Origin of the sequence: Terrabacter terrigena, from assembly GCF_042676085.1 — a bacterium.
Taxonomy (GTDB): Bacteria; Actinomycetota; Actinomycetes; order Actinomycetales; family Dermatophilaceae; genus Terrabacter; species Terrabacter terrigena.
In genome coordinates this window covers 19,088-42,347 of sequence record NZ_JBHTKH010000008.1, presented here as the reverse complement: position 1 = coordinate 42,347, position 23,260 = coordinate 19,088, and the positions used below count along the sequence as shown (strand labels likewise).

Annotated in this window: 23 protein-coding genes; 11 read left to right on the top strand and 12 right to left on the bottom strand. The window is 72.2% G+C overall.

Features of this window, described 5'->3' with window-relative positions:
- Positions 1-20 precede the first annotated feature (20 nt).
- The 3 genes from ACFQ2V_RS13245 to ACFQ2V_RS13235 are packed head-to-tail and all read left to right on the top strand — an operon-like array spanning position 21 to position 2,613.
- The gene (locus ACFQ2V_RS13245; protein WP_386053225.1) at positions 21-1,049 is read left to right on the top strand and encodes a Gfo/Idh/MocA family oxidoreductase; all 1,029 of its coding nucleotides are present in this window, start codon (positions 21-23) and stop codon (positions 1,047-1,049) included.
- Entirely contained in the window at positions 1,046-1,825 is a 780-nt protein-coding gene (locus tag ACFQ2V_RS13240) for an acylneuraminate cytidylyltransferase family protein (RefSeq protein WP_386053223.1), read from the top strand. Before ACFQ2V_RS13245 ends, ACFQ2V_RS13240 begins: the two co-directional genes overlap by 4 nt.
- Complete coding sequence (locus tag ACFQ2V_RS13235) at positions 1,822-2,613, top strand: SDR family oxidoreductase (RefSeq protein WP_386053221.1); 792 nt, start codon at positions 1,822-1,824, stop codon at positions 2,611-2,613. The genes ACFQ2V_RS13240 and ACFQ2V_RS13235 overlap by 4 nt, the downstream gene beginning before the upstream one ends.
- 56 nt (positions 2,614-2,669) lie before the next feature.
- Here ACFQ2V_RS13235 and ACFQ2V_RS13230 read toward each other — a convergent pair whose 3' ends face one another.
- The gene (locus tag ACFQ2V_RS13230) at positions 2,670-3,689 is read right to left on the bottom strand and encodes an LLM class F420-dependent oxidoreductase (RefSeq protein ID WP_386053219.1); all 1,020 of its coding nucleotides are present in this window, start codon (positions 3,687-3,689) and stop codon (positions 2,670-2,672) included.
- Positions 3,690-3,764: 75 nt separating this feature from the next.
- On the opposite strand from ACFQ2V_RS13230, the gene ACFQ2V_RS13225 reads away from it, so the two are divergent.
- Together ACFQ2V_RS13225 and ACFQ2V_RS13220 are read left to right on the top strand one after the other, a co-directional pair.
- A complete protein-coding gene (locus ACFQ2V_RS13225; protein WP_386053218.1) occupies positions 3,765-4,229 on the top strand; it encodes a CoA-binding protein in 465 nt (154 codons plus the stop codon).
- Between the two features lie 15 nt (positions 4,230-4,244).
- Positions 4,245-4,928 (top strand): alpha/beta fold hydrolase, encoded by a 684-nt coding sequence (locus tag ACFQ2V_RS13220; RefSeq protein ID WP_386053216.1) that lies wholly within the window; start codon positions 4,245-4,247, stop codon positions 4,926-4,928.
- 27 nt (positions 4,929-4,955) lie between these two features.
- Here the strand turns inward: ACFQ2V_RS13220 and purE are convergent, their stop codons facing one another.
- The 8 genes from purE to ACFQ2V_RS13180 form a co-directional block, all read right to left on the bottom strand.
- Entirely contained in the window at positions 4,956-5,516 is a 561-nt protein-coding gene (purE, locus tag ACFQ2V_RS13215; protein WP_386053214.1) for a 5-(carboxyamino)imidazole ribonucleotide mutase, read from the bottom strand.
- A complete protein-coding gene (locus ACFQ2V_RS13210) occupies positions 5,513-6,718 on the bottom strand; it encodes a 5-(carboxyamino)imidazole ribonucleotide synthase (protein ID WP_386053213.1) in 1,206 nt (401 codons plus the stop codon). The genes purE and ACFQ2V_RS13210 overlap by 4 nt, the downstream gene beginning before the upstream one ends.
- A gap of 21 nt (positions 6,719-6,739) precedes the next feature.
- On the bottom strand, positions 6,740-7,387 hold the full coding sequence (locus tag ACFQ2V_RS13205) for a GtrA family protein (protein ID WP_386053211.1): 648 nt from the start codon (positions 7,385-7,387) through the stop codon (positions 6,740-6,742).
- Between the two features lie 102 nt (positions 7,388-7,489).
- Positions 7,490-8,518, bottom strand: coding sequence for a sensor histidine kinase (locus ACFQ2V_RS13200; RefSeq protein ID WP_386053210.1), 1,029 nt, complete (start codon positions 8,516-8,518; stop codon positions 7,490-7,492).
- Positions 8,519-8,520: 2 nt separating this feature from the next.
- A complete protein-coding gene (locus ACFQ2V_RS13195) occupies positions 8,521-9,198 on the bottom strand; it encodes a response regulator transcription factor (RefSeq protein ID WP_045192804.1) in 678 nt (225 codons plus the stop codon).
- Positions 9,199-9,408: 210 nt separating this feature from the next.
- Complete coding sequence (locus tag ACFQ2V_RS13190; RefSeq protein ID WP_386053207.1) at positions 9,409-10,254, bottom strand: enoyl-CoA hydratase/isomerase family protein; 846 nt, start codon at positions 10,252-10,254, stop codon at positions 9,409-9,411.
- 19 nt (positions 10,255-10,273) lie between these two features.
- Positions 10,274-11,431: an adenylate/guanylate cyclase domain-containing protein gene (locus ACFQ2V_RS13185; protein ID WP_386053206.1), complete on the bottom strand. Its 1,158-nt coding sequence runs from the start codon at positions 11,429-11,431 to the stop codon at positions 10,274-10,276.
- A 7-nt stretch (positions 11,432-11,438) separates the two neighbouring features.
- Positions 11,439-12,347, bottom strand: a complete 909-nt coding sequence (locus ACFQ2V_RS13180; RefSeq protein WP_386053205.1) for a biotin--[acetyl-CoA-carboxylase] ligase — start codon at positions 12,345-12,347, stop codon at positions 11,439-11,441.
- Between the two features lie 24 nt (positions 12,348-12,371).
- Between ACFQ2V_RS13180 and ACFQ2V_RS13175 the strand changes: the two genes are divergently transcribed.
- The 6 genes from ACFQ2V_RS13175 (at position 12,372) to ACFQ2V_RS13150 (ending at position 19,277) form a co-directional block, all read left to right on the top strand.
- Positions 12,372-14,024 carry an acyl-CoA carboxylase subunit beta gene (locus ACFQ2V_RS13175; RefSeq protein ID WP_386053204.1) on the top strand — a complete coding sequence of 551 codons (1,653 nt, stop codon included), beginning with the start codon at positions 12,372-12,374 and terminating at the stop codon, positions 14,022-14,024.
- Positions 14,021-14,263 (top strand): acyl-CoA carboxylase subunit epsilon, encoded by a 243-nt coding sequence (locus tag ACFQ2V_RS13170; protein ID WP_386053203.1) that lies wholly within the window; start codon positions 14,021-14,023, stop codon positions 14,261-14,263. The genes ACFQ2V_RS13175 and ACFQ2V_RS13170 overlap by 4 nt, the downstream gene beginning before the upstream one ends.
- A gap of 114 nt (positions 14,264-14,377) precedes the next feature.
- Positions 14,378-14,902 (top strand): hypothetical protein, encoded by a 525-nt coding sequence (locus ACFQ2V_RS13165; protein WP_386053202.1) that lies wholly within the window; start codon positions 14,378-14,380, stop codon positions 14,900-14,902.
- A gap of 106 nt (positions 14,903-15,008) precedes the next feature.
- Positions 15,009-16,733 carry a protein kinase domain-containing protein gene (locus tag ACFQ2V_RS13160; RefSeq protein ID WP_386053201.1) on the top strand — a complete coding sequence of 575 codons (1,725 nt, stop codon included), beginning with the start codon at positions 15,009-15,011 and terminating at the stop codon, positions 16,731-16,733.
- Positions 16,734-16,802: 69 nt separating this feature from the next.
- Positions 16,803-18,497 (top strand): DUF885 domain-containing protein, encoded by a 1,695-nt coding sequence (locus ACFQ2V_RS13155; protein WP_386053200.1) that lies wholly within the window; start codon positions 16,803-16,805, stop codon positions 18,495-18,497.
- 99 nt (positions 18,498-18,596) lie between these two features.
- Positions 18,597-19,277: a Maf family protein gene (locus ACFQ2V_RS13150; protein ID WP_386053199.1), complete on the top strand. Its 681-nt coding sequence runs from the start codon at positions 18,597-18,599 to the stop codon at positions 19,275-19,277.
- Here ACFQ2V_RS13150 and ACFQ2V_RS13145 read toward each other — a convergent pair.
- From ACFQ2V_RS13145 to ACFQ2V_RS13135, 3 genes are read right to left on the bottom strand one after another with little or no spacing between them, the layout of a single operon-like run.
- On the bottom strand, positions 19,268-20,575 hold the full coding sequence (locus ACFQ2V_RS13145; protein ID WP_386053198.1) for a hypothetical protein: 1,308 nt from the start codon (positions 20,573-20,575) through the stop codon (positions 19,268-19,270). The genes ACFQ2V_RS13150 and ACFQ2V_RS13145 overlap by 10 nt on opposite strands.
- A complete protein-coding gene (locus ACFQ2V_RS13140) occupies positions 20,529-22,076 on the bottom strand; it encodes an acyl-CoA carboxylase subunit beta (protein ID WP_386053196.1) in 1,548 nt (515 codons plus the stop codon). The genes ACFQ2V_RS13145 and ACFQ2V_RS13140 overlap by 47 nt, the downstream gene beginning before the upstream one ends.
- Entirely contained in the window at positions 22,073-23,251 is a 1,179-nt protein-coding gene (locus ACFQ2V_RS13135; protein WP_386053194.1) for an acyl-CoA dehydrogenase family protein, read from the bottom strand. The genes ACFQ2V_RS13140 and ACFQ2V_RS13135 overlap by 4 nt, the downstream gene beginning before the upstream one ends.
- Between the last annotated feature and the right edge of the window lie 9 nt (positions 23,252-23,260).

Genomic DNA, 23,260 nt, shown 5'->3' with positions numbered 1-23,260 from the left:
GAGGGCCGGGTGAGCGCGTCGTGAGCGCGAGCGTCGTCGTGCGCGGGTCCGGCTCGATCGGGCAGCGACACGCGCGTGTCTTCCGCCAGGTCGGTGCCGACGTCGCGCTCTGGCCCGTCCGCGACCGGGGCCCGGCCGCTGCCGACGCCGTCGACGAGGCGACGGGGGCGCGCCTCCTCGACGACACGAGCGGACCGGATGCCGTGCGCGGCGCCGCCCTCGTCGTCGTCGCCACCGACACGTCACGCCACGTCGCCGACGCGCTCGAGGCCCTCGACGGCGGCGCCGAGAAGGTCCTGCTCGAGAAGCCGGTCGCGCCCACGGCTGCCGACGCCGCCGCGCTGACGGCGCACCTGCGGCACACGCTCGTCTGGGTGGCCGCACCGCTGCGCGCCCACGAGGGGTTCCGCCACCTCCACCGGCTCGTGCGCCACCTCACCCCACCCGGCTCCGCCCACGTGTGGTCGCAGTCGTGGCTGCCCGACTGGCGGCCCGACCGCGACTACCGCGAGTCCTACTCGGCGCGCGTCGACGAGGGCGGTGTCCTCCGCGACCTCGTCCACGAGATCGACTACGCCGGCGTCCTCTTCGGCGCGCCGACCCTCCTCGGGGCGGCCGTCGAGACGAGCGGCCCCCTCGAGATCGAGTCCGACCAGGCCGCGACCCTGCTCTGGTCGACCGACCGGTCGTTCACCGTCACGGCACGCCTCGACTACACGACGCGCCCGACGAGCCGCGGGGTCGTCGTCCAGTCCCCCGGGGGCCGCCTCGAGTGGGACATCGTCAGGGCAACGGTGCGGCACACCACCCCCGAGGGGGACACCACCGACCAGGTGTTCGACCTCGACCTCGACCGGGACATCGTCATGGGCACCCAGGCTCGGGCCGCCCTCGACCTGCTGCCGACGGCGCCGGCCGACCAGCGCATCGCGCGCGGCGCCCCCGCAACCCTTGCCGACGGCGTCGCGGCGGTCCGCCTGTGCGACGAGGCACGCACCACCGGCCTGGCCGACGGCGACCGACCGCGCCCTCCCGAGGAGCCCACGTGACCGACTCCCCTCCACGCATCCTGGCCGTGATCCCGGCACGCGGAGGCTCCAAGGGCCTGCCCGGCAAGAACATCCTGCCCATGTGGGGCCTGCCGCTCGTCGTGCACAGCGTGCGCGCGGCTGCCCTGACGCCCGAGGTGACCCGCTGCATCGTCACCACCGACTCCGCCGAGATCGCCGGCATCGTGCGGGAGCACGGCGGCGAGGCGCCGTTCCTGCGCCCGGCCGAGCTCGCGGCCGACGACACCCCGATGGCTCCGGTGGTGCGGCACGCCCTCGAGTGGGCCGAGCGCGACGAGGGCGCCGCGTACGACGCCGTGCTGCTCCTCGACCCGACCAGCCCGGCCCGGGTGCCCGAGCAGCTCGCCGAGGCGGCCCGCCGGCTCGCCACGACGGCGGCCCTCGACGGCGTCATCAGCGTCTCCGAACCGACGTTCAACCCGGTCTGGGTGGGCGTGCGGCCCGACACGTCCCGAGCAGGCGGCGCCCTGCACCGCTACTTCGACGCCGGCACCGGTGTCACCCGACGCCAGGACGTCGACCGGTTCCTGCGCATCAACGGCAACTTCTACCTCTGGCGCGCCGACTTCGTGCGCCGCCTCGAGGGCTCGTGGTTCGACGAGGGCACCCACGCCGGGCTCGAGATCCCCGAGGCCCAGGCCTTCTCGATCGACGACGAGTACGAGTTCCGCCTCATCGAGGCCCTCATCGGGGCCCGGCTCATCACGCTGCCCTGGCTCGACGTCGCCACGACCACCGAGGGAGCCGTCCGATGAGGCCGACCACCCACCTCACGGACCTCTCGACCCGCACGGCGGTCGTCACCGGTGGGGCAGGTCCCCTCGGGCGGGTCCTGGCCGACGCGCTGGCGGCGGCGGGTGCACGCGTCGTCGTCGTCGACCTCGACGAGACCGCGTGCGCCGAGGTGGCGAGCGCGCTGCACGGCTCCGGCCACGTTGCCCTCGGCGCGAACCTCCTTGAGCCACACGGCCTGTCGTACGTCGTCGACGTCGTCACCGACCTCGGCGCGTGCGACGTGCTCGTCAACAACGCGGCTTTCACGGGCACCTCCGGCGTGCCCGGGTATGCCGTCCCGTTCGACGAGCAGACCGACGAGGCCTTCGCGACGGCGCTCGCCCTCAACCTCACGGCGCCCTTCTCGCTCACCCGGCGGCTCGCTCCGCTGCTGCGCGCGACCGGCCACGGCAGCGTCGTCAACGTGTCGAGCATCTACGGCCTCGTCGGGCCGAACCTGAACCTCTACGAGGGCACGCGCATGGGCAACCCGGCGGCATACGCGGCGAGCAAGGGCGGGCTCGCCCAGCTGACCCGCTACCTCTCGACGGTGCTCGCGCCCGAGGTGCGGGTCAACGCGTTCGCCCCGGGCGGCATCGCGCGCGGACAGGACGATGCGTTCGTGGAGCGCTACGAACGGCTCACGCCGCTCGGTCGGATGGGCACCGAGGACGACTTCCGGGGCGTCGTCACCTGGCTCGCCTCCGACGCGTCGGCGTACGTCACGGGGCAGGTCGTCGCCGTCGACGGCGGCTGGACCGCCTGGTGACCCCGTTCGATGTATCTGCGCGTCCCCGGTGACGCGCAGATACATCGAACCGAGCGTCAGCCCTTGAGCTCGGGCGCGACCTCCTCCTCGAAGAGCTCGATGCCCGAGCGGTCGTACGCCGCCTCGCCGAAGTAGGTGATCGCGTACGTCATGCCGCGGGCCTTCATGTCCTTGAACACCTCGACGATCTGCTCGGGCGTTCCGACCGCGGGCTGCTTGCGCAGGTTCTCGACGTGCTCGGCGACCTTGTTCTCGGGCACGCCACCGCGGCGGAGCAGCTCACCGTTGAAGGCGAGGCGGTCCTCCACGTCGGCCTCGGTCTCGCCGATGACGACGTTGTAGTTGGCCGAGCGCACGATCGAGTCGAAGTCGCGTCCGACGTCCTTGCAGTGACCCTCGAGGATCTTGCTCTTGTGGTCGAACCCGTGGGGCGTGCCGTCGATGTTCGCGTAGTCGGCGTACTGCGCCACGATCTTCAGCGTGACCTTCTCGCCGCCTCCGGCGATCCACATCGGGATGCCGTTGTCGGCGCTGCCCGGGTGGCTCGTGCCCTGCAGGGGCCGCGGCGCGCAGAGTGCGCCGTCCACCTGGTAGTACGTGCCGTCGAGCGTGGCCGAGCCCTTGGTCCACATGTCGCGGAAGACCTGCACACCCTCACGGAGCATGCCGAGACGGTCACCGGCCTTGGGGAAGCCGTAGCCGTAGGCCCGCCACTCGTGCTCGTACCAGCCGGCGCCGATGCCCATCTCGGTGCGGCCGCCCGAGATGACGTCGACGGTCGCGGCGACCTTCGCCAGGTAGGCAGGGTTGCGGTAGGCCATGCACGTGCACATCTGGCCGAGCCTGACCCGGCTCGTGGCGGCGGCGAAGCCGGCCATGAGCGTCCACGCCTCGTGCGTCGCCTCGTCAGAGGGCTGCGGCACGGTGTGGAAGTGGTCGTAGACCCAGATGGACTCGAAGACGTCGCCGTCGTCGGCGTGCTTGGCGAGATTGACCATGGCCTCCCACTGCTGCGCCGGCTCGATGCCGACGAGATCCATGCGCCAACCCTGCGGGACGAACATTCCAAATCGCATCCAGCCATCCAACCACGCCCGGCTGGGTGGCCTCTGGGCGCGATCGCTGAGGTCGTGCGTGTGAGGATGGAAGCCATGAGCCCGCACCACAACGACGCCGACGTCATCCGTGACCTGCTGCACACGCCGGCAACCTGGGCTGTCGTCGGGCTCGGCGACAACCCCGACCGCACGGCGTACCGGGTCTCGCTGTGGCTCCAGCGCGAGCTCGGCATCCGGCTCGTCCCGGTGCACCCGAGCGCCGCGACGGTGCACGGTGCACAGGGCTACAAGTCGCTCGCCGACATCCCCGACGGCACGGTCGTCAAGGTCGTCGACTGCTTCGTCAACAGCCAGCGCGTGGGCGCGGTCGTCGACGAGGCGATCGCCGAGAGTGCGCGGCTCGGCATCGAGGCGGTGTGGCTCCAGCTCGGGGTCATCGACGAGGCAGCTGCCGCTCGCGCGGAGGAGGCGGGGCTCGCCGTCGTCATGGACACGTGCCCGAAGATCGAGTACCCCCGCATCCGGCCCGGCGACGGCGCATCCGCCGTGACCGACTGAGCCACGGACGTACGCGTGGCCGCCCTGCTGCTCCACGAGCGCCGGTGGGGCCGCCCCGGAGACGCGCCGACGGTCGTGCTCGTCCACGCGACCGGTGAGACGGGCGCCGACTGGGCCGCCGTCGCCGGTGCGCTCGCTGCCGACCGCCTCGTCGTCGCGGTCGACCTGCGCGGGCACGGGTCGAGCCCGTGGCCCGGGAGCTACGCTCTCGACGAGCTCGCCGACGACCTGGTCGCAACGGTCGAACGGCTCGTCGCCGCCGACCCCGCCGGCCGGCCCGTCGACCTCGTCGCCCACTCGCTCGGTGGGCTCGTCGCCGTGCTCCTCGCGGGCCGCCGTCCCGGGCTCGTGCGCCGGCTCGTCCTCGAGGACGTGCCGGTCCCCCACCCGCGCGATCCGCGCCAGCCGACGCCGCCCGAGGGTGAGCTCGCCTTCGACTGGGAGGCGGTGACCCAGGTGCGCGCGCAGATCGACGCACCCGACCCGCGGTGGCCGGAGCGCGTGGCGAGGATCTGCGCGCCGACGCTCGTCGTCTGGGGAGGGCCGTCCAGCCCGATACCGGCGGCACACGTGCAGGAGATGGCCGACTCCGTCGTGGACGGCAGGCTCCAGCGCATCGACGCCGGGCACCTCGTGCACGCCCACGAGCCCGACGCGTTCACGGCCGCCGCACGCGAGTTCCTCGACGAACCCCGCTGACCCCGAGCGCCGGGCCACCCGCGACGGTCAGTCGCCGAGCCCCCGCGAGACGTGCTCGCGCAGCGACGCGCCCTTGGCGTGCGCCTGGTCGCGCAGGTCGGCCTGGAAGGCCACCATCCGCTCGCGCACGTCGTCCGCGAGCTCGTCGCTGCCCGTCCCGACGATCCTCGCCGCGAGCAGCCCCGCGTTCCTCGCCCCACCGATCGACACGGTGGCGACGGGGACACCCCCGGGCATCTGGACGATCGACAGGAGCGAGTCCATCCCGTCGAGGTACTTCAGGGGCACCGGCACGCCCACGACGGGCAGCGGCGTCACCGAGGCCAGCATGCCGGGCAGGTGCGCAGCTCCCCCGGCCCCGGCGATGACGACGCGCAGGCCCCGGGCGGCAGCGCCCTGGCCGTAGGCGATCATCTCGTCTGGCATCCGGTGCGCCGAGACGACGTCGGCCTCGTAGGGGATGCCGAACTCCTCGAGCGCCCGGGCGGCCTCGCGCATGACGGGCCAGTCGCTGTCGCTGCCCATGACGATGCCGACGACGGGCGCGGCGCCCTCGTTGGAGGGCGGGGTCGCTGCGGTCGCGCTCATTCGGTGATCACTCCTCGGAGGTAGTCGGCGGCGTGCCCGGCGCGGTCACGTGCGTCGTCGAGGTCGCCCGAGCTGACGTTGACGTGACCGATCTTGCGGCCGGGGCGCACCCCCTTGCCGTAGACGTGGACCTTGGCTCCGGGGTCGCGGGCCATGATGTGGCGGTAGGCGGAGTAGAGCTCCTCGTGCTCGGGCAGGTCGCCGCCGAGCACGTTGGCCATGACGGTCCACGGCGAACGGGCCCGGGGGTCGCCGAGCGGCAGGTCGAGGACCGCACGCAGGTGCTGCTCGAACTGACCCGTGACGGCGCCGTCCATGGTCCAGTGACCGCTGTTGTGCGGCCGCATCGCGAGCTCGTTGACGACGTATGCCGCCCTCCCGCCCGTCCCGGGACGCACCTCGAACATCTCCACGGCGAGCACGCCGGTGACGCCGAGCTCACCGGCGATGCGCAGGGCGGCCTCCGTGGCGACCGAGGCGAGGTCGGGGTCGAGCGTGGGGGCAGGCGCGAGGACCTCGGTGCAGATGCCGTCGGTCTGGACCGTCTCGACGACCGGCCAGGCCGCGGCCTGGCCTGACGGGCTGCGCGCCACGAGGACGGCGAGCTCGCGGACGAAGTCGACCTTCTCCTCGAGGAGCAGTCCGTCCGCGAGCGGCCCCGGCTCCCCGACACGGGCGAGCCACTGGGCGACGTCGTCGGCCGAGCGCGCGACGGCCACCCCCTTGCCGTCGTAGCCGCCGCGCGGGGTCTTGGCGATGATCGGCCAGCCCACCTCGTCACCGAAGGCGGTGACCTCGTCGGCGGTCGTGGCACGCGCCCAGCGAGGGCACGCGATGCCGAGGTCGGTGAGTCGCTCGCGCATGGCCAGCTTGTCCTGGGCGAAGCGCAGCGCTGCGCGTGTGGGATGGATGGCGATGCCCTCGGCCTCGAGCGCCTCGAGCACCTCCGGCGGCACGTGCTCGTGGTCGAAGGTGACGACGTCGCAGTGCTCGGCGAAGGCGCGCACCGTGTCGAGGTCGGTGTGCTCGCCCACGGGCGAGCTCGGCACCACGAGCGCTGCCGCGGCCGTGTCGCTCTCGGCGAGCACCGAGAGCTGGATGCCGAGCTCGACGGCCGGGCCCTGCATCATGCGGGCCAGCTGGCCACCGCCGACGACGCCGACGACGGGAAATCCTCCGGGGGCGCGCTTCGGCTTGCTCACGTCGCCCAAGCGTACTGGGCCTCAGAGGCTCCGGTCGGGGCGGCCCGTCGCGGAGCCGGCTGCCTGTCCGGCGCCGAGCTCGGCGTCCGCCCCCTCGTCATGGAGCACCGCCTCGGCGTGGCTCGGGTCGGCGAGATCCGGGTGGTGGCTGCGCACGGCGGCGAAGGTCCAGAGCTTGTTGAGCACGAAGGAGATCGGCGTGACGACGGCGATGACGATGAGCTGCGCCCAGTAGAGGCGGGTGCGGAAACCGGTCGAGTCGTCGAAGACCGAGGTGGGCAGGTGCAGTGGCGAGTTGAGGTGCATCAGCATCGTGAGCAGGAGCAGGCCGACGACCTGGCCGAGCAGCCCGACGGCGAGGAACGGCCAGTACTCGTGCCACCAGCGGGCGTGCGCGGCCGTGCGGAAGGTCCAGGTGCGGTTGAGCTGGAAGTTCCAGAGGTTGGCGACGACGAACGCGACGGTCGAGTAGACGTGGTACCAGCGCACGTTGAAGTCGCTCGCGGGCAGTCCGACGATCGCCTGGTCGAAGCCCGGGCCGAGCTTCTTGACGACGATCAGTGTGAGCAGGTTGACGAGCACGCCGGAGGCGCCCACGACGCCGAACCGGAGCAGCAGGACCCAGTTGTGGCGGTGGCGCACGAACAGGAACTCATGCAGGCGCCTCACGCGGGCACCCTACCCCGCAGCACCGGGCGTTCCCGGCGGCTTCGACCGGACCCGCCACAGCACGCCCTCGACCCCTGCGCCGACCGGCCGTCGACCGGACGGTCAGTCGGTCTCCGCCTCGGAGAGGAAGAGCGCGAAACGGGCCGGCTGCGCCTGGACGAGGTCGAGGCGACCGCCGTTGGACTCGGCGAGGTCGCGGGCGAGGGCGAGCCCCAGGCCCGTGCTCCCCCCGGCGCCGCTGCTGACCGAGCGCTCGAAGATGTGCGGCGCCATCGCGGCGGGCACGCCGTCGCCCTGGTCGCTGACCTCGATGATGACCGACGGCCCGGAACGACGCGCGTGCACGTCGACCGTGCCGCGCCCGTGGACGAGCGAGTTCTCGAGCAGCGTCGAGAGCACCTGCGAGAGCGCGACGGGCGTCGAGCGCACGAAGAGACCCCGCTCCCCGCGCACGCGCACGGAGCGCCGCGCCTGCTCGAAGGCGGGCTGCCACTCGCGCTGCAGGGCGGCGATGACCGAGTCGAGCGAGACCGCCGGGGACGGTCCGCCGGAGCCGCGGGTGCGGCCGAGCAGGTCGTCGACGACGCGGGTGAGGCGCTCGACCTGCGCGATGGCGATGTTGGCCTCCTCCTTGACCACGTCGGCGTCGTCGGTCTCGGAGATCTCCTCGAGCCGCATGAGCAGTGCGGTGAGCGGCGTGCGCAGCTGGTGGGAGGCGTCGGCGGCGAAGTCGCGCTCGGCGGCGAGGGACTTCGTCATGTCGTGGGCGCGTCGGGTCATGACACCGGAGACGTGCTCGATCTCGTCGATCTCGGAGTGCACGGGGGTGAGGCGGGCCTCGCCGGCCGCGAAACGCGTGGCGAGCTCGACGAGCTCCCGGGACGAGCGCTCGACACGGGCGCGGGTGCCGAGCGTCACGAGGTATGCCGTCACGCCGGCGAGCGCGCCGACGACCAGCATCACCGCCCCGAAACGGGCGACACCCGCGGACGGGTCGGCGGCGAGCCAGTCGGTGACGACGTCGCGACGGCTCGCGACGACGAAGGCGATGACGGCCGTGGCGAGCAGCACGCAGGCGCCGGCGCAGACCGCCGCCACGACGAGCGCCATCCGGTCGAGCATGCGCCTCACGGTCAGTCGGCCTGAGGTCGCTCGAAACGGAAGCCGACGCCGCGGACCGTGGCGATGTACTGCGGTGAGGTCGCGTCGTCGCCGAGCTTCCGGCGCAGCACCGAGATGTGCATGTCGAGGGTCTTCGTGGACCCGAACCATGCGGTGTCCCAGATCTCGCGCATGAGCTGCTCGCGCGAGACGACCTTGCCCTGCTCGCGCACGAGCACGCGCAGCAGGTCGAACTCCTTGGCCGTCAGCTGCAGCTCCTCGCCCTTGAACCAGGCGCGCCGGCCGTCGGAGTCGATGCGCACCAGCTCGCCGGAGGCCACGACCTCGGTCGGTGTGCGACGCAGCAGGGCCCGCACGCGGGCGAGCAGCTCGGCGAGGCGGAACGGCTTGGTGACGTAGTCGTCGGCGCCGGCGTCGAGCCCGACGACCGTGTCGACCTCGTCTGCGCGCGCGGTGAGGATGAGGACCGGGATGGTGCGGCCTTCGGCGCGTATGCGCCGGCACACCTCGAGGCCGTCGATCCTCGGCAGCCCGAGGTCGAGCAGCACGAGGTCGGGGTTCTCCTTGGCTCCGTCGAGGGCGGCCGCCCCGTCCTCGCGCACGTCGACGTCGTAGCCCTCGCGCCGCAGCGCGCGCGCCAGCGGCTCGGAGATGGCTGGGTCGTCCTCAGCCAGGAGCACTCGGGTCATGTCACCGTCCTCAACGATCTGCCGGCGTGGGGGCACGCCGACCGACGTGAGCCTATCGACAAAGGCCCGTTTTGCACCCCGAGGCGCCCGCGACACGGACAAGCGGACGAACAGGAGACGGACAGGGACACGGACGGGCGCACGGACTGAGGACGAGGACTGAGGACGAGGACTCGACCCGGGGCCGCGGCACGGGCGCGCTCGTGCGGCTCAGCGTCCCGGCCAGACGGGTCGCCGCTTCTCGGCGAAGGCGGCCACGCCCTCGCGCCGGTCGCCGGAGAAGGCGGTCGCCCGCCAGCAGCCGTCCTCGATCTCGAGTCCCGACGCGAGGTCGACGTCGGCGCCGAGGCGCATGGCGCGCTTGGCGTTGCGGAGGCCGACGGGCGAGTTCGCGGCGATGGTCCGGGCGATCTCGAGCGCGCGCTCACGGGCCGTGCCGGCGGGCACGACCTCGTCGACCGCGCCGAGCTCGAGGGCCTCGCGAGCCGGCAGCCGCGCGGCCGTGAAGATGGCGCGGGCCGCACGCGACCAGCCGACGCGGCGCACCAGCAGCTGCGTGCCGCCGCCGCCGGGGATGACGCCGACGCTGACCTCGGGCAGCCCGACGAGTGCGGCGTCACCGGCCACGACGAGGTCGCACGAGAGGGCCAGCTCGAAGCCGCCCCCGAGGGCGAAACCGTCGACGGCCGCGATCGCGGGCACCGGCAGGTCGAGCACCCCGCCGTATGCCGCCCGGGCCACGGGCCGCTGCGTCATGAGGTCGGCGTCCGTGAAGGAGTTGCGCTCCTTGAGGTCCGCGCCGACGCAGAAGGCCTTGGCGTGGCTCGAGGTCAGCACGACGCAGCGCACCGACTCGTCGGCTGCGACCTGCGCGGTCGCGGCCGCGATGGCCCTGGCCATGGCGGTCGAGACGGCGTTCATGGCCTCCGGCCGGTCGAGCACGATCTCTGCGACGTGGGCGAGCTCCGGCTCCTCGAAGCGCTCCACGCGCACCAGGGCGGCGTCGCCGGCCCCGTCAGGGCGTGGGGTGTCGGCTGCTGACGGCGTTGACGGCATACGTCGGTCTCCTTCGGGGTCACGCGTCGCTGCGTGACCCGGCTCGCTGGCTGGGGTCGGGGACGGTGGGGCTCGGGGCCTGGCGCCGGCCGGTGGTCGCGGCGCGGCGCAGCAGCGACGGCGTGACCGGCCCGACGCCGCGCAGGATGCGCCGTCGCTGGCCGGTCAGCTCGAAGCCGGAGAGGCTGGCCAGCTCGCGGGCCATCGTCGCGTCGACGAGGACGGTGCCCGCCTGTGCGACTGCGGTCAGGCGGGAGGCGCGGTTGACGGTGGTGCCGAAGACGTCACCCAGCCTCGAGATGATCGGACCGCGCGCCATGCCGCAGCGCACCGCGGGCAGCACGTCGTCCTGCGTCATCGTGTCGACGAGGTCGAGGGCGATCGCGGCCGCCGGTGCGGCGCCCACCGTCGTGAAGAGCACCTCGTCACCCACGGTCTTGATCAGCCTGCCGCCGTGGGCGGTGATGACGTCGGCCGACAGCGCCTCGAACCGCGAGACGAGCCGGGCGAGGTCGCGCTCCGACAGCCGCCGCACCAGGGCGGTGAAGCTGACGAGGTCGGCGAACCCCACCGAGCGCATCTTCGTCATGCCGTAGGACTCGGGGTCGGCGTCGGCGAGCATGCGCGCCACGGTGGCCGACAGGTGCCGGCGCCACGCGTAGACGAGGAGCGGCTCGAGCCGGTCGGTGAGCTCGGCCAGACGCCGCGCCGTCTCGGTGGCGGTCTCGACGCTGGGCACCGACCGCGTCTCGTGCTCGTCGTCGTCGCCCTCCTCCGCGAGCGCGGCCGACATGTGCTCCTCGACCGCCTCGGCGATGAGCTGCGACTGCCAGCCGGCCAGTCGGTCGGCCGACCGCGCGAACGCCCGCGTCATCGCGAGCGCCACCTGCTCGTCGAGCAGCCCGTCGCGCACGATGCCGGCGACCGCGGCCAGCGCCCGCTGGTCGGCCGCGGTGAAGAGCTCGTCGTCGGTGTCGACCACGGGGAAGCCGAGCGCGTGCCAGAACTTGCGGGCCGAGAGCAGCGAGACCTCGGCGCCACGGCTGACGTCGCGGCGGCGCAGCTCGAGGGGGCGGCCGAGCAGCTGCTCGGTGAAGTCCTCGCTCACCCGCCCCGAGGGCCCGGTGCCCGGTTCGGCGCCCGGTTCGGAACCCGGTTCGGTGCCCGGCTCGGTCATGGCCCGATCATGCCAGCCCGTCACCAGCGGGTCGGACGTGGACGACGTCTCCGGCGGCGAACGTGCGCGTGCCGCCCTCAGTGCGCACGACGAGCGCCCCGTCGTCGTCGACTCCCACGGCGGTGCCCACGGCCGCGTCGCCCGTCGGCAGGTGCACCCGCACCGCCATCCCGATCGTCGAGCACCTGTCCCGGTATGCCGTCCGCACCGCTGCCGGGTCGGCCCCTGCGAGCCCGGGGAGCCGGGCGATGCCGGCCTCGGCGAGCACCGCGACGAGGTGGTCGAGGTAGGTGACGAGCAGCTCCTCGCGGCGCACCTGCACTCCCGCGAGGGCGAGAGAGGTCGCCGTGTCGACCGGCAGCTCGTCGCGGGTCTGGTCGACGTTGACACCGGTTCCGACGACCACGACCGGGGCGCTGCCGACGGTCACGAGCTCGCAGAGGATGCCGCTGAGCTTGCGGTCACCGTCCTCGGCGACCAGCACGTCGTTGGGCCACTTGAGCCGCGGCGAGATCTCCCGCCCGGCGCTCGTGGACACCCGGCCCACGGCTCGGGCCAGGGCGAGACCGGCGAGCAGCGGCAGCCACCCGGCCTGGGCCGGGTCGGCGACCGGGACGGCGACGCTGACAGCGAGCGAGGCACGGTCGGGCACCGTCCAGGCGCGTCCCAGCCGACCTCGTCCACCGGTCTGGTGGTCGGTGGCCACCACCCACCAGAGCGCGCCGTCGCCGGGACCCGGCGTGCCGGCGCCCGCCCCGGCCTGCGCGGTCGCTCCCAAGGGGGGCCGAGCGGTCAGCAGCTCGCGCAGCCGCGTGTTGGTGGAGCCCAGGGAAGGGTGGAACTCGATACCGCGCCACGGGCGGCCGGACGTGACCAAGGCCGCACTGACGGAGTCCGAGTCGAGCGAATCGCGCACGTTTCCAAGGCTAGGCTGCCCAGCATGGCAAGCGAACACGCCGTGGCAGAGCAGCCCACCAGCACGTCAGACGCACCCGACCTGACCACCACCGCGGGCAAGCTCGCCGACCTCAAGCGCCGGGTCGCCGAGGTGGCGCACGCCGGCTCCGACCGTGCCGTCGAGAAGCAGCACGCCCGTGGCAAGAAGACCGCCCGGGAACGCATCGCGATGCTGCTCGACGAGGGCACGTTCATCGAGATGGACAAGTACGCCCGGCACCGCAGCAACAACTTCGGCCAGGAGAAGAACCGCCCCTACGGCGACGGCGTCGTCACCGGCTACGGCCTCGTGGACGGCCGCCAGGTCGCCGTCTTCGCGCAGGACTTCACCGTCTTCGGCGGCTCCCTCGGCGAGGTCTTCGGCGAGAAGATCGTCAAGGTCATGGACTTCGCCATGAAGATCGGATGCCCCGTCATCGGCCTCAACGACTCCGGCGGCGCCCGCATCCAGGAGGGCGTCGTCTCCCTCGGCCTCTACGGCGAGATCTTCCGCCGCAACGTGCTCGCCTCCGGCGTCGTCCCGCAGATCAGCCTCGTCATGGGTCCGTGCGCCGGCGGCGCGGTCTACTCCCCGGCCATCACCGACTTCACCGTCATGGTCGACAAGACCTCGCACATGTTCATCACCGGCCCCGACGTCATCAAGACCGTCACCGGCGAGGACGTCGGCTTCGAGGAGCTCGGCGGCGCCCTGACCCACAACAGCAAGTCCGGTGTCGCCCACTACATGGGCACCGACGAGCAGGACGCCATCGACTACGTCAAGGCGCTGCTGTCCTACCTGCCGAGCAACAACATGGACCAGCCTCCGGCCTACCCCGTCGACGGCGACCCCGAGTCCGTCCTGGCCGTCACCGACGACGACCGCTGGCTCGACACGTGCATCCCAGACTCACCGAACGTGCCCTACGACATGAAGCAGGTCATCGAGCACGTCGTCGACGGGGGCGAGGACGGCCCTGACTTCCTGGAGGTGCAGCCGCTCTTCGCGCCGAACATCCTCACCGGCTTCGCCCGCATCGACGGGATGTCCGTGGGCATCGTCGCGAACCAGCCGCTGCAGTTCGCCGGCTGTCTCGACATCGACGCCTCCGAGAAGGCCGCCCGGTTCGTGCGCACCTGCGACTGCTTCAACGTGCCGGTGCTCACCTTCGTCGACGTGCCCGGCTTCCTGCCCGGCACCAGCCAGGAGTGGGACGGCATCATCCGCCGCGGCGCCAAGCTCATCTACGCGTACGCCGAGGCCACTGTCCCCAAGATCACCGTGATCACCCGCAAGGCCTACGGCGGCGCCTACGACGTCATGGGCTCCAAGCACCTCGGCGCCGACATCAACCTCGCGTGGCCCACCGGCCAGATCGCCGTCATGGGCGCCCAGGGCGCCGTCAACATCCTCTACCGCAAGGAGCTCGCGGCCACCGCCGCCGAGGGCGGCGACGTCGAGGCCCGCCGCGCCGAGCTCGTCGCGCACTACGAGGAGACCCTCGCCAACCCGTACATCGCGGCCGAGCGCGGCTACATCGACACCGTCATCACCCCCTCGAACACCCGGATGAACGTCACCCGGGCCCTGCGCGCGCTGCAGAACAAGCGCGAGACCCTGCCGCCCAAGAAGCACGGGAACATCCCGCTGTGAGCACCGAGACGACTGTGGGAGACGACCCGTCGGCCGCCGCGCCCGGCGCCACCATCCGGGTGGCGGGCGCCGCGACCCCCGAGGAGCTCGCGGCGCTGGTCGCGGTGCTGTCCGCGCTCGGCGACGGCGGCGAGCCGCCCGCCGAGCACGGCCGGTCGGCCTGGTCGGACCCGTCGTGGCGCCTCGTCGGCCCCTCCCGGGCCCACGGCGGGTGGCGCGCCAGCGCCCTGCCGCGTTGACAGCCGGCGGGGCCCACCCGCCGCGGCACCGGAGCTGAGTACCCACGCTCATCCGGCCGATCCAGGCCGTCCCTAGGTTTCGAGCACCCACCCTCGAACCCCCGGGAGATTCCCATGAAGCGTCGCTTCGTCTCGTCCGCCGCCGCCCTCGGACTCGCCCTCAGCGGCGCGACCGCCGTCGTCGCCGCGACACCGGCCAGCGCTGCCTGCAGCGAGGTCGGCAACGTGTACTACTCGTTCAGCTCGGTCTCGACCGTCTGGAAGCGCACCAGCCTCAGCAGCTCCTACGTCAAGGGGCCCGGCTCCGTGACCCTGACCAAGGGACGCACCTGGAACGTGCAGGCCTCGATGACCGCCACGGTCTCGGCCGAGGCCGGCGTCGTCTTCGCCAAGGCCAGCACGTCACTGGGCATCACCGTCGGGGCCGGCTACAGCGGCACCCAGTCCTTCGCGTACACCCTCAACGTGCCCAGGGGCGAGACGAAGCGGCTCCAGCAGTACAAGGCGGCCAAGCGCTTCGTCGTCACGAAGAAGCGCATCGTCGCCCCGTGCAGCACCGTCGTGGTCTACCGCTCCACGGTGACTGCCCCCGTGAAGTCCACCGCGGACCGCTACTTCAAGTACGCCCTCGTGTCCTGACGGTGTCCTGACGGGTCTCCGCGGCCGCCACGCACGGGTGGCGGCCGCGGAGCGCCACGGCGCTCGGTTGGGTGATCGGAGGCCTCCGCCCTTAGGCTGTTTGCCCATGTCCGTCGACTCCTCCGCAGCCGTCCGTCTGGCCGAGCGCTACACCTTGCGCGAGCGCATCGCCGTCGGCGGCATGGGAGAGGTCCACCTCGCTACCGACGGCCGGCTCGGCCGCGTCGTGGCAGTGAAGGTGCTCGCGCCCGCCGTGGCGCACTATCCGGAGTCCGTCGAGAGGTTCCGCCGCGAGGCCACCACGGCGGCCGCGCTGTCGCACCCGAACATCGCCCAGGTCTACGACTACGGCGTCGACGGCTCGTCGCACTTCATCGTCATGGAGCACGTCGACGGCTCCGACCTCTCCCGCCTGCTGCGCCAGGTCGGGCGCCTCACCCCGAGCGACGCCGTCCGCATCGCCGAGCAGGTCTGCTCGGCGCTCGGCGCCGCGCACCGCGCCGGCGTGGTCCACCGCGACATCAAGCCCGGCAACGTCATCGTCCGCCCCGACGGCACGGTGAAGGTCACCGACTTCGGCATCGCCCAGGCGCTCGGGCAGGCCTCCCTCACCGACACCGGCACGGTCATGGGCACCGCCGCCTACGTCTCCCCGGAGCAGGCGCGGGGCCAGGCCACGACCCCGGCCACCGACATCTACTCGCTCGGCATCCTCCTGTTCCAGATGCTCACCGGGTCGGTGCCCTTCGAGGGCGACACCCCGGTCGCGATCGCGATGCGCCACCTCGACGAGCCGGTCCCGCTGCCGAGCTCGAGGGTCCACGACCTGCCGGCGAACCTCGACGACGTCGTCGTCCGCGCAACCGCGAAGGTGCCGTCCGAGCGCTACGCCGACGCCGAAGCCATGGCGATGGCCCTCGCCCGTCGAGAGGTGAGCGCGGACGCCGCGACCCGCGCGCTGCCGGCCGGTGAGGCGACCTCCGTCCTCGCTGCGGGTGCGAACACCGCGAGGATGCCGGCGCTCGGCGTCTCCGCGGCAACGGGCGCGACCGCCACGCAGGCCGTCGCTCCGGGCGACCCCGCCCCCACCGGAGTGCTGCACCCGCCCGGGCAGCCGTCCGCGGACGCCGCGACGGCGTCGCGTCGGTCGCGCCACGACGGCAGCCGACGCGGCGGTCCGGGCCTCGTCGTCTGGGTGCTCGTCGCCGTCGTCGTCGCCCTCGTGGCGACGCTCGGCTTCGTCCTTCTCTCGGGGTCGGGCAGCGACGCCGACACCGCCGCAACGACGACCCCTCGTCCGAAGGCCTCGGCCAGCAGCGCCGCGGCGACCCCGTCGCCGACGAGCACGGTCCCCGGGCCCAGCGACGGCACCACCGTTCCGAGCGGGGTGGTCGGCGCCCAGCGGGGTGCCGCCGTCGACGCCCTCATCAAGTCCGGCGTCAACGTGCGCTGGGTGCTGGTGCGCTCGGCACAGCCCGAGGACACCGTCCTCGGGACCTTCCCCGCGGAAGGCCAGCCGATGACCAAGGGGCAGACCGTCGCCCTCGTGGTCAGCCGCGGTCACGCGCCCGCCGACAGCAACACCTCGTTCGTCGTGCCCGGCGACCTCGTCGGCACCGACGCGAAGAAGGTCATGTCGCGCCTCGCGAAGGAGGACGTCCGGGTGACCCGGGTGACCGTCCCGGGCGACGGCAACGAGACGGTCGTCGGCACGTGGCCCAGCGCTGGCCAGCCGACCGCCGACGGCGTCGTCGTGCTCGTCGTCTCGGCTGCAGGCGACAAGGCGGCCGACAAGGGCAAGACCGGCGACAACGGCAACCAGAACGACTGACGCCCGACCGCCGGGCGGCCCTCCGTCAATGCACTGGCACGCGCCGCCGCGCTCGAATACGTTCGCCGGGTGACTGCCAACACCCAGACAGCGCGACCCCGGACCGACGTGGACCGCATCGCGGAGACCTATTTCGACGCCGCCGTCGCCCTCAGCCCCATCAACGCAACCTTCCTCGGAGTGCCGGGCGCCGAGGAGGACCTCGACGACCTCTCTCCCGCCGGCAACGCAGCCGCGTCGCAGCTGCGCCGGAGCACCCTCGCCGAGCTCGCCGGCGCGACGGCGGCCGACGACGTCGACCGCGTCACCATCGACGCCATGACCGAGCGCCTCCAGCTCTCCGAGGACAGGTATGCCGCCGGCCTCGACGAGATGTCGCTCAACGTCCTCGCGTCGCCGCTGCAGGCGGTGCGCGACGTCTTCGACCTCATGCCGCAGGACACCGAGGAGCACTGGCGCACGTTCGGCGCACGCATGGCCAAGATCCCGGCCGCCCTCGAGGGTTACAAGGAGTCGCTCCTCGTGGCGCGTGAGCGCGGCCAGGTGTCCCCTCGCCGCCAGGTCGAGGCGTGCGCCGAGCAGTCGCGCGACCTCGTCGCCGACGACGGCTACTTCACGAAGGTCGTCGCCGACGCCTCGGTCGGGGACGCGCCGCTCGACGGTGAGGTCAAGGACCGGCTGGCCGACGCCGCGGCGGCGGCAGCGGCGGCATACGGGGAGATGGCCGACTGGCTGGAGCGGGAGCTGCTGCCGCACGCGCCCGAGGCCGATGCCTGCGGCATCGACCGCTACCGACTCGAGTCGCGCTACTTCCTCGGCGCCGCCGTCGACCTCGAGGAGACCTACCGCTGGGGCCAGCAGGAGGTGGCGAGCCTCGACGCGCAGATGACCCAGATCGCCGAGGGGCTCGAGCCCGGGGCCAGCGTGCAGCGCGGAGTGGAGATCCTCGACGCCGACGAGAAGTACCAGCTCCACGGCACCGACGCGCTCAAGGCCTGGATGCAGGAGCGCGCCGACGAGGTCATCGAGAACCTCAAGGACGTCCACTTCGACATCCCCGGCCCCGTCGAGACCATCGAGTGCATGATCGCCCCCACCCAGACGGGCGGCATCTACTACACCGGTCCGAGCGACGACTTCAGCCGGCCGGGCCGGATGTGGTGGTCGGTGCCCAAGGGCAACACCGAGTTCCGCACCTGGAACGAGCTGACGACCGTCTACCACGAGGGCGTCCCGGGTCACCACCTCCAGGTCGCCCAGACCGTCTACCGTTCGGCGCTGCTCAACAAGTGGCGTCGGCTGGAGGCCTGGACGTCCGGCCACGGCGAGGGTTGGGCCCTCTACGCCGAGCGCCTGATGGCTGAGCTCGGCTACATGGACGACCCGGGCAACCGCATGGGCTGGCTTGCAGGACAGTCACTTCGGGCCGCCCGCGTCGTCATCGACATCGGTGTGCACTGCGGTTTCGCCGCGCCGGACGAGGTCGGGGGCGGGGCGTGGGACTACGACAAGGCGTGGACCTACCTGACCCGCTACGGCTTCATGGACGAGAAGATCCTCCGGTTCGAGCTGAACCGCTACCTCGGGTGGCCGGGGCAGGCCCCGAGCTACAAGATCGGCGAGCGCCTGTGGCTGCAGCTGCGCGACGAGGTGCGCGAGCGCGAGGGCGACGCGTTCGACCTCAAGGCCTTCCACCGCCGGGCGCTCGACATCGGCGGCGTCGGTCTCGACACGCTGCGCGCTGCGGTGCTGCAGGAGGTCTGAACGGCGCACCCTCGTCGCGACACCGACGGCCCCCGACCACGCGGTCGGGCCCGTCGACGTGTCGCGCCCCGGGTCCTGGCCGGCGCCTACGATGACGACATGCCGACCCCCCTCCCCGACGCACCCGCGGTCCGCCTCGTCCTCGCCTCCGCCTCGCCCGCGCGCCTCACGACCCTGCGCGCAGCCGGCATCGAACCGACCGTCGTCATCAGCGACGTCGACGAGGACCTGGCCGTGGCGGAGGCCACCGAGCGCTACGGCCCGCTCGAGCCGGCCGACATCGCGCTGCTGCTGGCGCGGGCGAAGGCCGAGGCGGTCGCGTCCGGCCTCGACGCCGGCGCGGTGGTGATCGGCTGCGACTCGGTGCTCGAGCTCGACGGTGAGGTGCACGGCAAGCCGGCCGACGCAGCCGAGGCGGTCAGCCGGTGGCATCGCATGCGCGGACGCTCCGGGGTGCTGCACACGGGCCACTGGCTCGTCGACGACCGGGGGCCCGGCGGCGCCACCCTCGGCGCAACCGCCTCGACGACGGTCCACTTCGCGAAGCTCTCCGACGAGGAGGTCGACGCCTACGTCGCGACGGGTGAGCCGCTCACCGTCGCCGGCGCGTTCACGATCGACGGGCTCGGGGGCGCCTTCGTCACCTCCGTGGAAGGTGACCACCACAACGTCGTCGGTCTCTCGCTGCCGCTGCTGCGCGAGCTGCTGGGCGACGCCGGCATCGGGTGGTTCGACGTCGTCGGTGGCTGCACCGCCGACACCGGCGGGACTCAGGGGTAGAGGTCGTCGGTGAGGTTCTCGATGACGAGGTAGTGCTCGGTCCACCACCACATCTGGGCCGCGCCCGCGACGACGATGAGCGCGAGCACCCAGTAGCGGTAGCGCCGCCACCACCGCAGCTTGAGGAACCACGCGATGACGAGCGTCATCGGGAACGCGAGGAGCGCGTAGCGCACGCGGCTCGGCGTCGTGCTCGTGACCAGGATGATGTAGGCGGGGTAGGCACCGGCCCAGCCCCAGATCTCCGGACCCCACCGCCACGAGTGCCTCGACAGCATGAACCACGCGAAGGCGGCCACGCCCACGACGCCGCCGACCTGGCCGAGCACGCCCCAGTAGTCGTAGAGCAGGTTCCACCACAGGTAGAGCTTGATCTTCGTCTCGATGTTCCAGGCGAGCATCGTGTCGTTGTACGCGTTCGGGGTGTCCGTCGCGATCGTGACGATCGTCGGCCACAGCCAGGTCAACGCGCCCGCGTATGCCGCCAGGACGCCCATCGCCACCCGGAAGCGTTTCGGGTGGGTGCCCTCGTCGCCCTGACGCCACCGCACCACGGCGTGGGCCAGGATGACCGGCACCATCGCGATGACGACGTTGCGGCTGAGGGACAGTGCGAGCAGCGTGGCTGCCACCCACCAGTAGTGTCGACGGCGCAGCAGCCACAGCACGGTGACCACCCCGAGCAGGGCGGTCGACTCGGTGTAGGACGCCGAGAAGGCCGGTGAGGCGATGAAGAAGCTCGTCGCGACGACGGCGACGATGGCCTCCCAGCGGCCCACCACCTGGTCGACGAGCTTGAAGAGCATGTACATCGCGACGAACCCGATGACCGTCGAGAGCGTCGGCGCGAGGAGGGCGAACGGCAGGCCGGTGACCTTCATGAGGAGCCCGACGGTCATCGGGAACACCGGGAAGAAGGCCCACGGGTTCATGTCGATGCCGCCCCAGCCGACGCGCGGCAGCACCGCGGGGTAGCCCTGCTCGGCGATGACGCGGTACCACTGACCGTCCCAGCCGCTCATCACGGCGTTGTAGCCGGGGTCGGCCGGTGTCGGGTAGAAGATGCGGATGTTCGCCGTGCCGATGGGCAGCGGGATCTGGTACCTGGAGAGGTACGTCGCGGCGACCCACACGAACAGGCGCGAGACACCGAAGACGGCGAACGGGAACCAGACCGGGAAGCGCCGCCAGAACGGCTGCCTCAGCTCAGTCTGGCGATCGGGGTGCTCGAACCTGTGACCGAGGCGCGGCTCAGACCGGCGGGACGGCGCGGCGGCGCTCGCTGAAGTGACGGTCACGCCGGGAAGCATAGGCCAGTCGACGCACGAGGTCCGAGCGCAGCTCATCCGCCTCGATGATGGAGTCGAGCACGAGATCGGCGGCCAGCCGCTCGATGTCGACGTCCTCCTCGTACTCGCGCCGGCGGTCCGCGACGAACCGGGCCTGCTCGTCGGCGTCGGCGATCTCGGCGATCTTGTTCGCGTAGACCGCGTTGACGGCGGCTTCGGGCCCCATCACGGCGATGCGGGCCGTCGGCAGCGCGATCGTGGCGTCGGGTCCGAAGCCGGGGCCGCCCATCGCGTAGAGCCCGGCGCCGTACGCCTTGCGCACGACGACGCAGAACTGCGGCACCGTCGCCGACGAGACGGCGCTGACCATCTTGGCGCCGTGGCGGATGATGCCGCCGCGTTCGACCTCCGAGCCGATCATGAAGCCGGGTACGTCGGCGAGGTAGACGAGCGGGATGTTGAAGGCGTCGCAGAGCCAGATGAACCGGGCGGCCTTGTCGGCGCTGTCGGTGAAGAGCACCCCACCCTTGACCATCGAGTTGTTGGCGACGATGCCGATCGACTGGCCGTCGAGCCGTCCGAAGCCGATGACGAGCTCACCCGCCCATAGCGGCTTGAGCTCGAAGAAGGAGTCGTCGTCGACGAGACCGTCGATGACGTCGTGGATGTCGAAGGGCACCGACTCGCGCTCGGGCACCGTGTCGCGGGTCAGCGGCGACGCCGGCTCCTCCGCGGCATACGTCGGGGGGTGGTCACGCCACGTGCCGGGCACGTAGGAGAAGTAGAGCTTGGCGAGCTCGATGGCCTCGACGTCGTCGTGGGCGAGCAGGTCACCGACGCCCGAGACGGTGCAGTGCATGCGCGCGCCGCCCATCTCCTCGAGGGAGACCTTCTCGCCGACGACCATCTCTGCCATGCGCGGGCTGCCGAGGTACATCGAGGCGTTGCCCTCGACCATGATGATGAGGTCGCAGAAGCTGGGGATGTAGGCGCCGCCCGCAGCGCTGGGCCCGAAGAGGCAGCAGATCTGCGGCACCTTGCCCGAGAGCGCGACCTGGTTGTGGAAGATCCGCCCGGCGCCGCGACGGCCGGGGAACATCTCCACCTGGTCGGTGATGCGGGCGCCCGCGGAGTCGACGAACCAGAAGACCGGCAGCTCCTCGCGCAGCGCCATCTCGGTGGCGCGGACGATCTTCTCGACGGTGCGCGACCCCCACGACCCGGCCTTGACGGTCGGGTCGTTGGCGATGACGATCGCCGGTCGGCCGTCGACGGTGCCGCGGCCGGTCACGACGCCGTCGGCGGGCAGGCCGGGCTGGAGGGCGTTGGCGTAGCGGCCGTCCTCGACGAAGGAGCCCTCGTCGAAGAGCAGCGCGATGCGGTCGCGGACGTAGATCTTGCCCTGCGCGTCGAGCTTCGCCTGGGCCTTCTCGGGCGCGGTCGCGGACGCGGCGTACGCCTTCGAGAGGCGGGCGCGGACGTCGGCGACCCTCGGGTCGGAGTCGCTCATGCGGGCAGCCCCAGGCCGCGGGCGATGAGCATCCGCTGGACCTCGGAGGTCCCCTCGCCGATCTCGAGGATCTTGGCGTCGCGGTAGAAGCGGGCCACGGGGAACTCCTCCATGAAGCCGTTGCCGCCGAAGACCTGGGTGGCGATGCGGGTCGCGGTGACCGCCGCCTCGGTCGAGTAGAGCTTGGCGATGGCCGCAGCCTGCTTGACCTCCTTGACCGAGCGCTTGCCGGCGTGCAGCTCGTCCTTGAGCCAGGCGGCCTTGTAGGTCAGCAGCCGGGCGCCCTCGACCATGACGGCGAGGTCGGCGAGCTGGAAGGAGACGCCCTGGTTGACGCCGATCGGCCTGCCGAACGCGGTGCGGGTCTTCGCGTAGTCGGTGGCGAGCTCGAGGCACGCCTGCGCGCAGCCCACGGCGAGCGCCGAGATGGCGATGCGGCCGTCGTCGAGGGTCTTGAGGAACTGCTTGAAGCCCTCCCCCTCGGCGCCCAGGAGGTTCTCGGCCGGGACCCGGCAGCCCTCGAACGTGAGGCCGTGGGTGTCGGAGACGTGCCAGCCGAGCTTGTGGTAGGCCTGCTCGACGACGAAGCCGGGCGTGCCGGCGGGGACCATGATGGCCGAGATCTGCGGCGATCCGTCGTCGTTGGTGCCGGTGCGCGCGGTGACGGTGACGACGGACGTGATGTCGGTGCCGGAGTTCGTGATGAAGGCCTTGGCCCCGTTGATCACCCACTCGTCACCCTCGCGCGTGGCGCGGGTGCGCGTCGCGGCGGCGTCGGAACCGGCCTCGGGCTCGGTGAGGCCGAAGCCGGCGAGAGCGCGCCCCGAGACGAGGTCGGGCAGGAAGCGCTGCTTCTGCTCCTCGTTGCCGTAGGTCAGGATCGGGTTGATACCGAGGCCGACGCCGGCGGACAGCGTGATGCCGATCGACTGGTCGACGCGTCCGAGCTCCTCGATCGCGACGCAGAGGCTGGTGAAGTCGCCCGCGTCGCCTGCGCCGCCGTACTCCTCCGGTACGACGAGCCCGAAGAGTCCCAGCTCACCCATCTTCGGCACGAGGTCTGCCGGGAAGTGTGCGGCGGCGTCCCACTTGGCGATGTGGGGGGCGACCTCCTTCTCGGCGAAGTCGCGGACGACCTTGCGGAAGTCCTCATGGTCCTGGCTGAGCTCGAACATCGCTGTTCT

What these genes read in the sequence shown, in the direction of transcription:
- ACFQ2V_RS13175 (WP_386053204.1), top strand. Translation starts at nt 12,372, where the DNA reads ATGGCAAGCGAACACGCCGTGGCAGAGCAGCCCACCAGCACGTCAGAC.
- ACFQ2V_RS13185 (WP_386053206.1), bottom strand. Translation starts at nt 11,431, where the DNA reads ATGACCGAGCCGGGCACCGAACCGGGTTCCGAACCGGGCGCCGAACCG.
- ACFQ2V_RS13235 (WP_386053221.1), top strand. Translation starts at nt 1,822, where the DNA reads ATGAGGCCGACCACCCACCTCACGGACCTCTCGACCCGCACGGCGGTC.
- ACFQ2V_RS13230 (WP_386053219.1), bottom strand. Translation starts at nt 3,689, where the DNA reads ATGCGATTTGGAATGTTCGTCCCGCAGGGTTGGCGCATGGATCTCGTC.
- ACFQ2V_RS13160 (WP_386053201.1), top strand. Translation starts at nt 15,009, where the DNA reads ATGTCCGTCGACTCCTCCGCAGCCGTCCGTCTGGCCGAGCGCTACACC.
- ACFQ2V_RS13140 (WP_386053196.1), bottom strand. Translation starts at nt 22,076, where the DNA reads ATGAGCGACTCCGACCCGAGGGTCGCCGACGTCCGCGCCCGCCTCTCG.
- purE (WP_386053214.1), bottom strand. Translation starts at nt 5,516, where the DNA reads ATGAGCGCGACCGCAGCGACCCCGCCCTCCAACGAGGGCGCCGCGCCC.
- ACFQ2V_RS13150 (WP_386053199.1), top strand. Translation starts at nt 18,597, where the DNA reads ATGCCGACCCCCCTCCCCGACGCACCCGCGGTCCGCCTCGTCCTCGCC.
- ACFQ2V_RS13195 (WP_045192804.1), bottom strand. Translation starts at nt 9,198, where the DNA reads ATGACCCGAGTGCTCCTGGCTGAGGACGACCCAGCCATCTCCGAGCCG.
- ACFQ2V_RS13135 (WP_386053194.1), bottom strand. Translation starts at nt 23,251, where the DNA reads ATGTTCGAGCTCAGCCAGGACCATGAGGACTTCCGCAAGGTCGTCCGC.
- ACFQ2V_RS13225 (WP_386053218.1), top strand. Translation starts at nt 3,765, where the DNA reads ATGAGCCCGCACCACAACGACGCCGACGTCATCCGTGACCTGCTGCAC.
- ACFQ2V_RS13165 (WP_386053202.1), top strand. Translation starts at nt 14,378, where the DNA reads ATGAAGCGTCGCTTCGTCTCGTCCGCCGCCGCCCTCGGACTCGCCCTC.
- ACFQ2V_RS13190 (WP_386053207.1), bottom strand. Translation starts at nt 10,254, where the DNA reads ATGCCGTCAACGCCGTCAGCAGCCGACACCCCACGCCCTGACGGGGCC.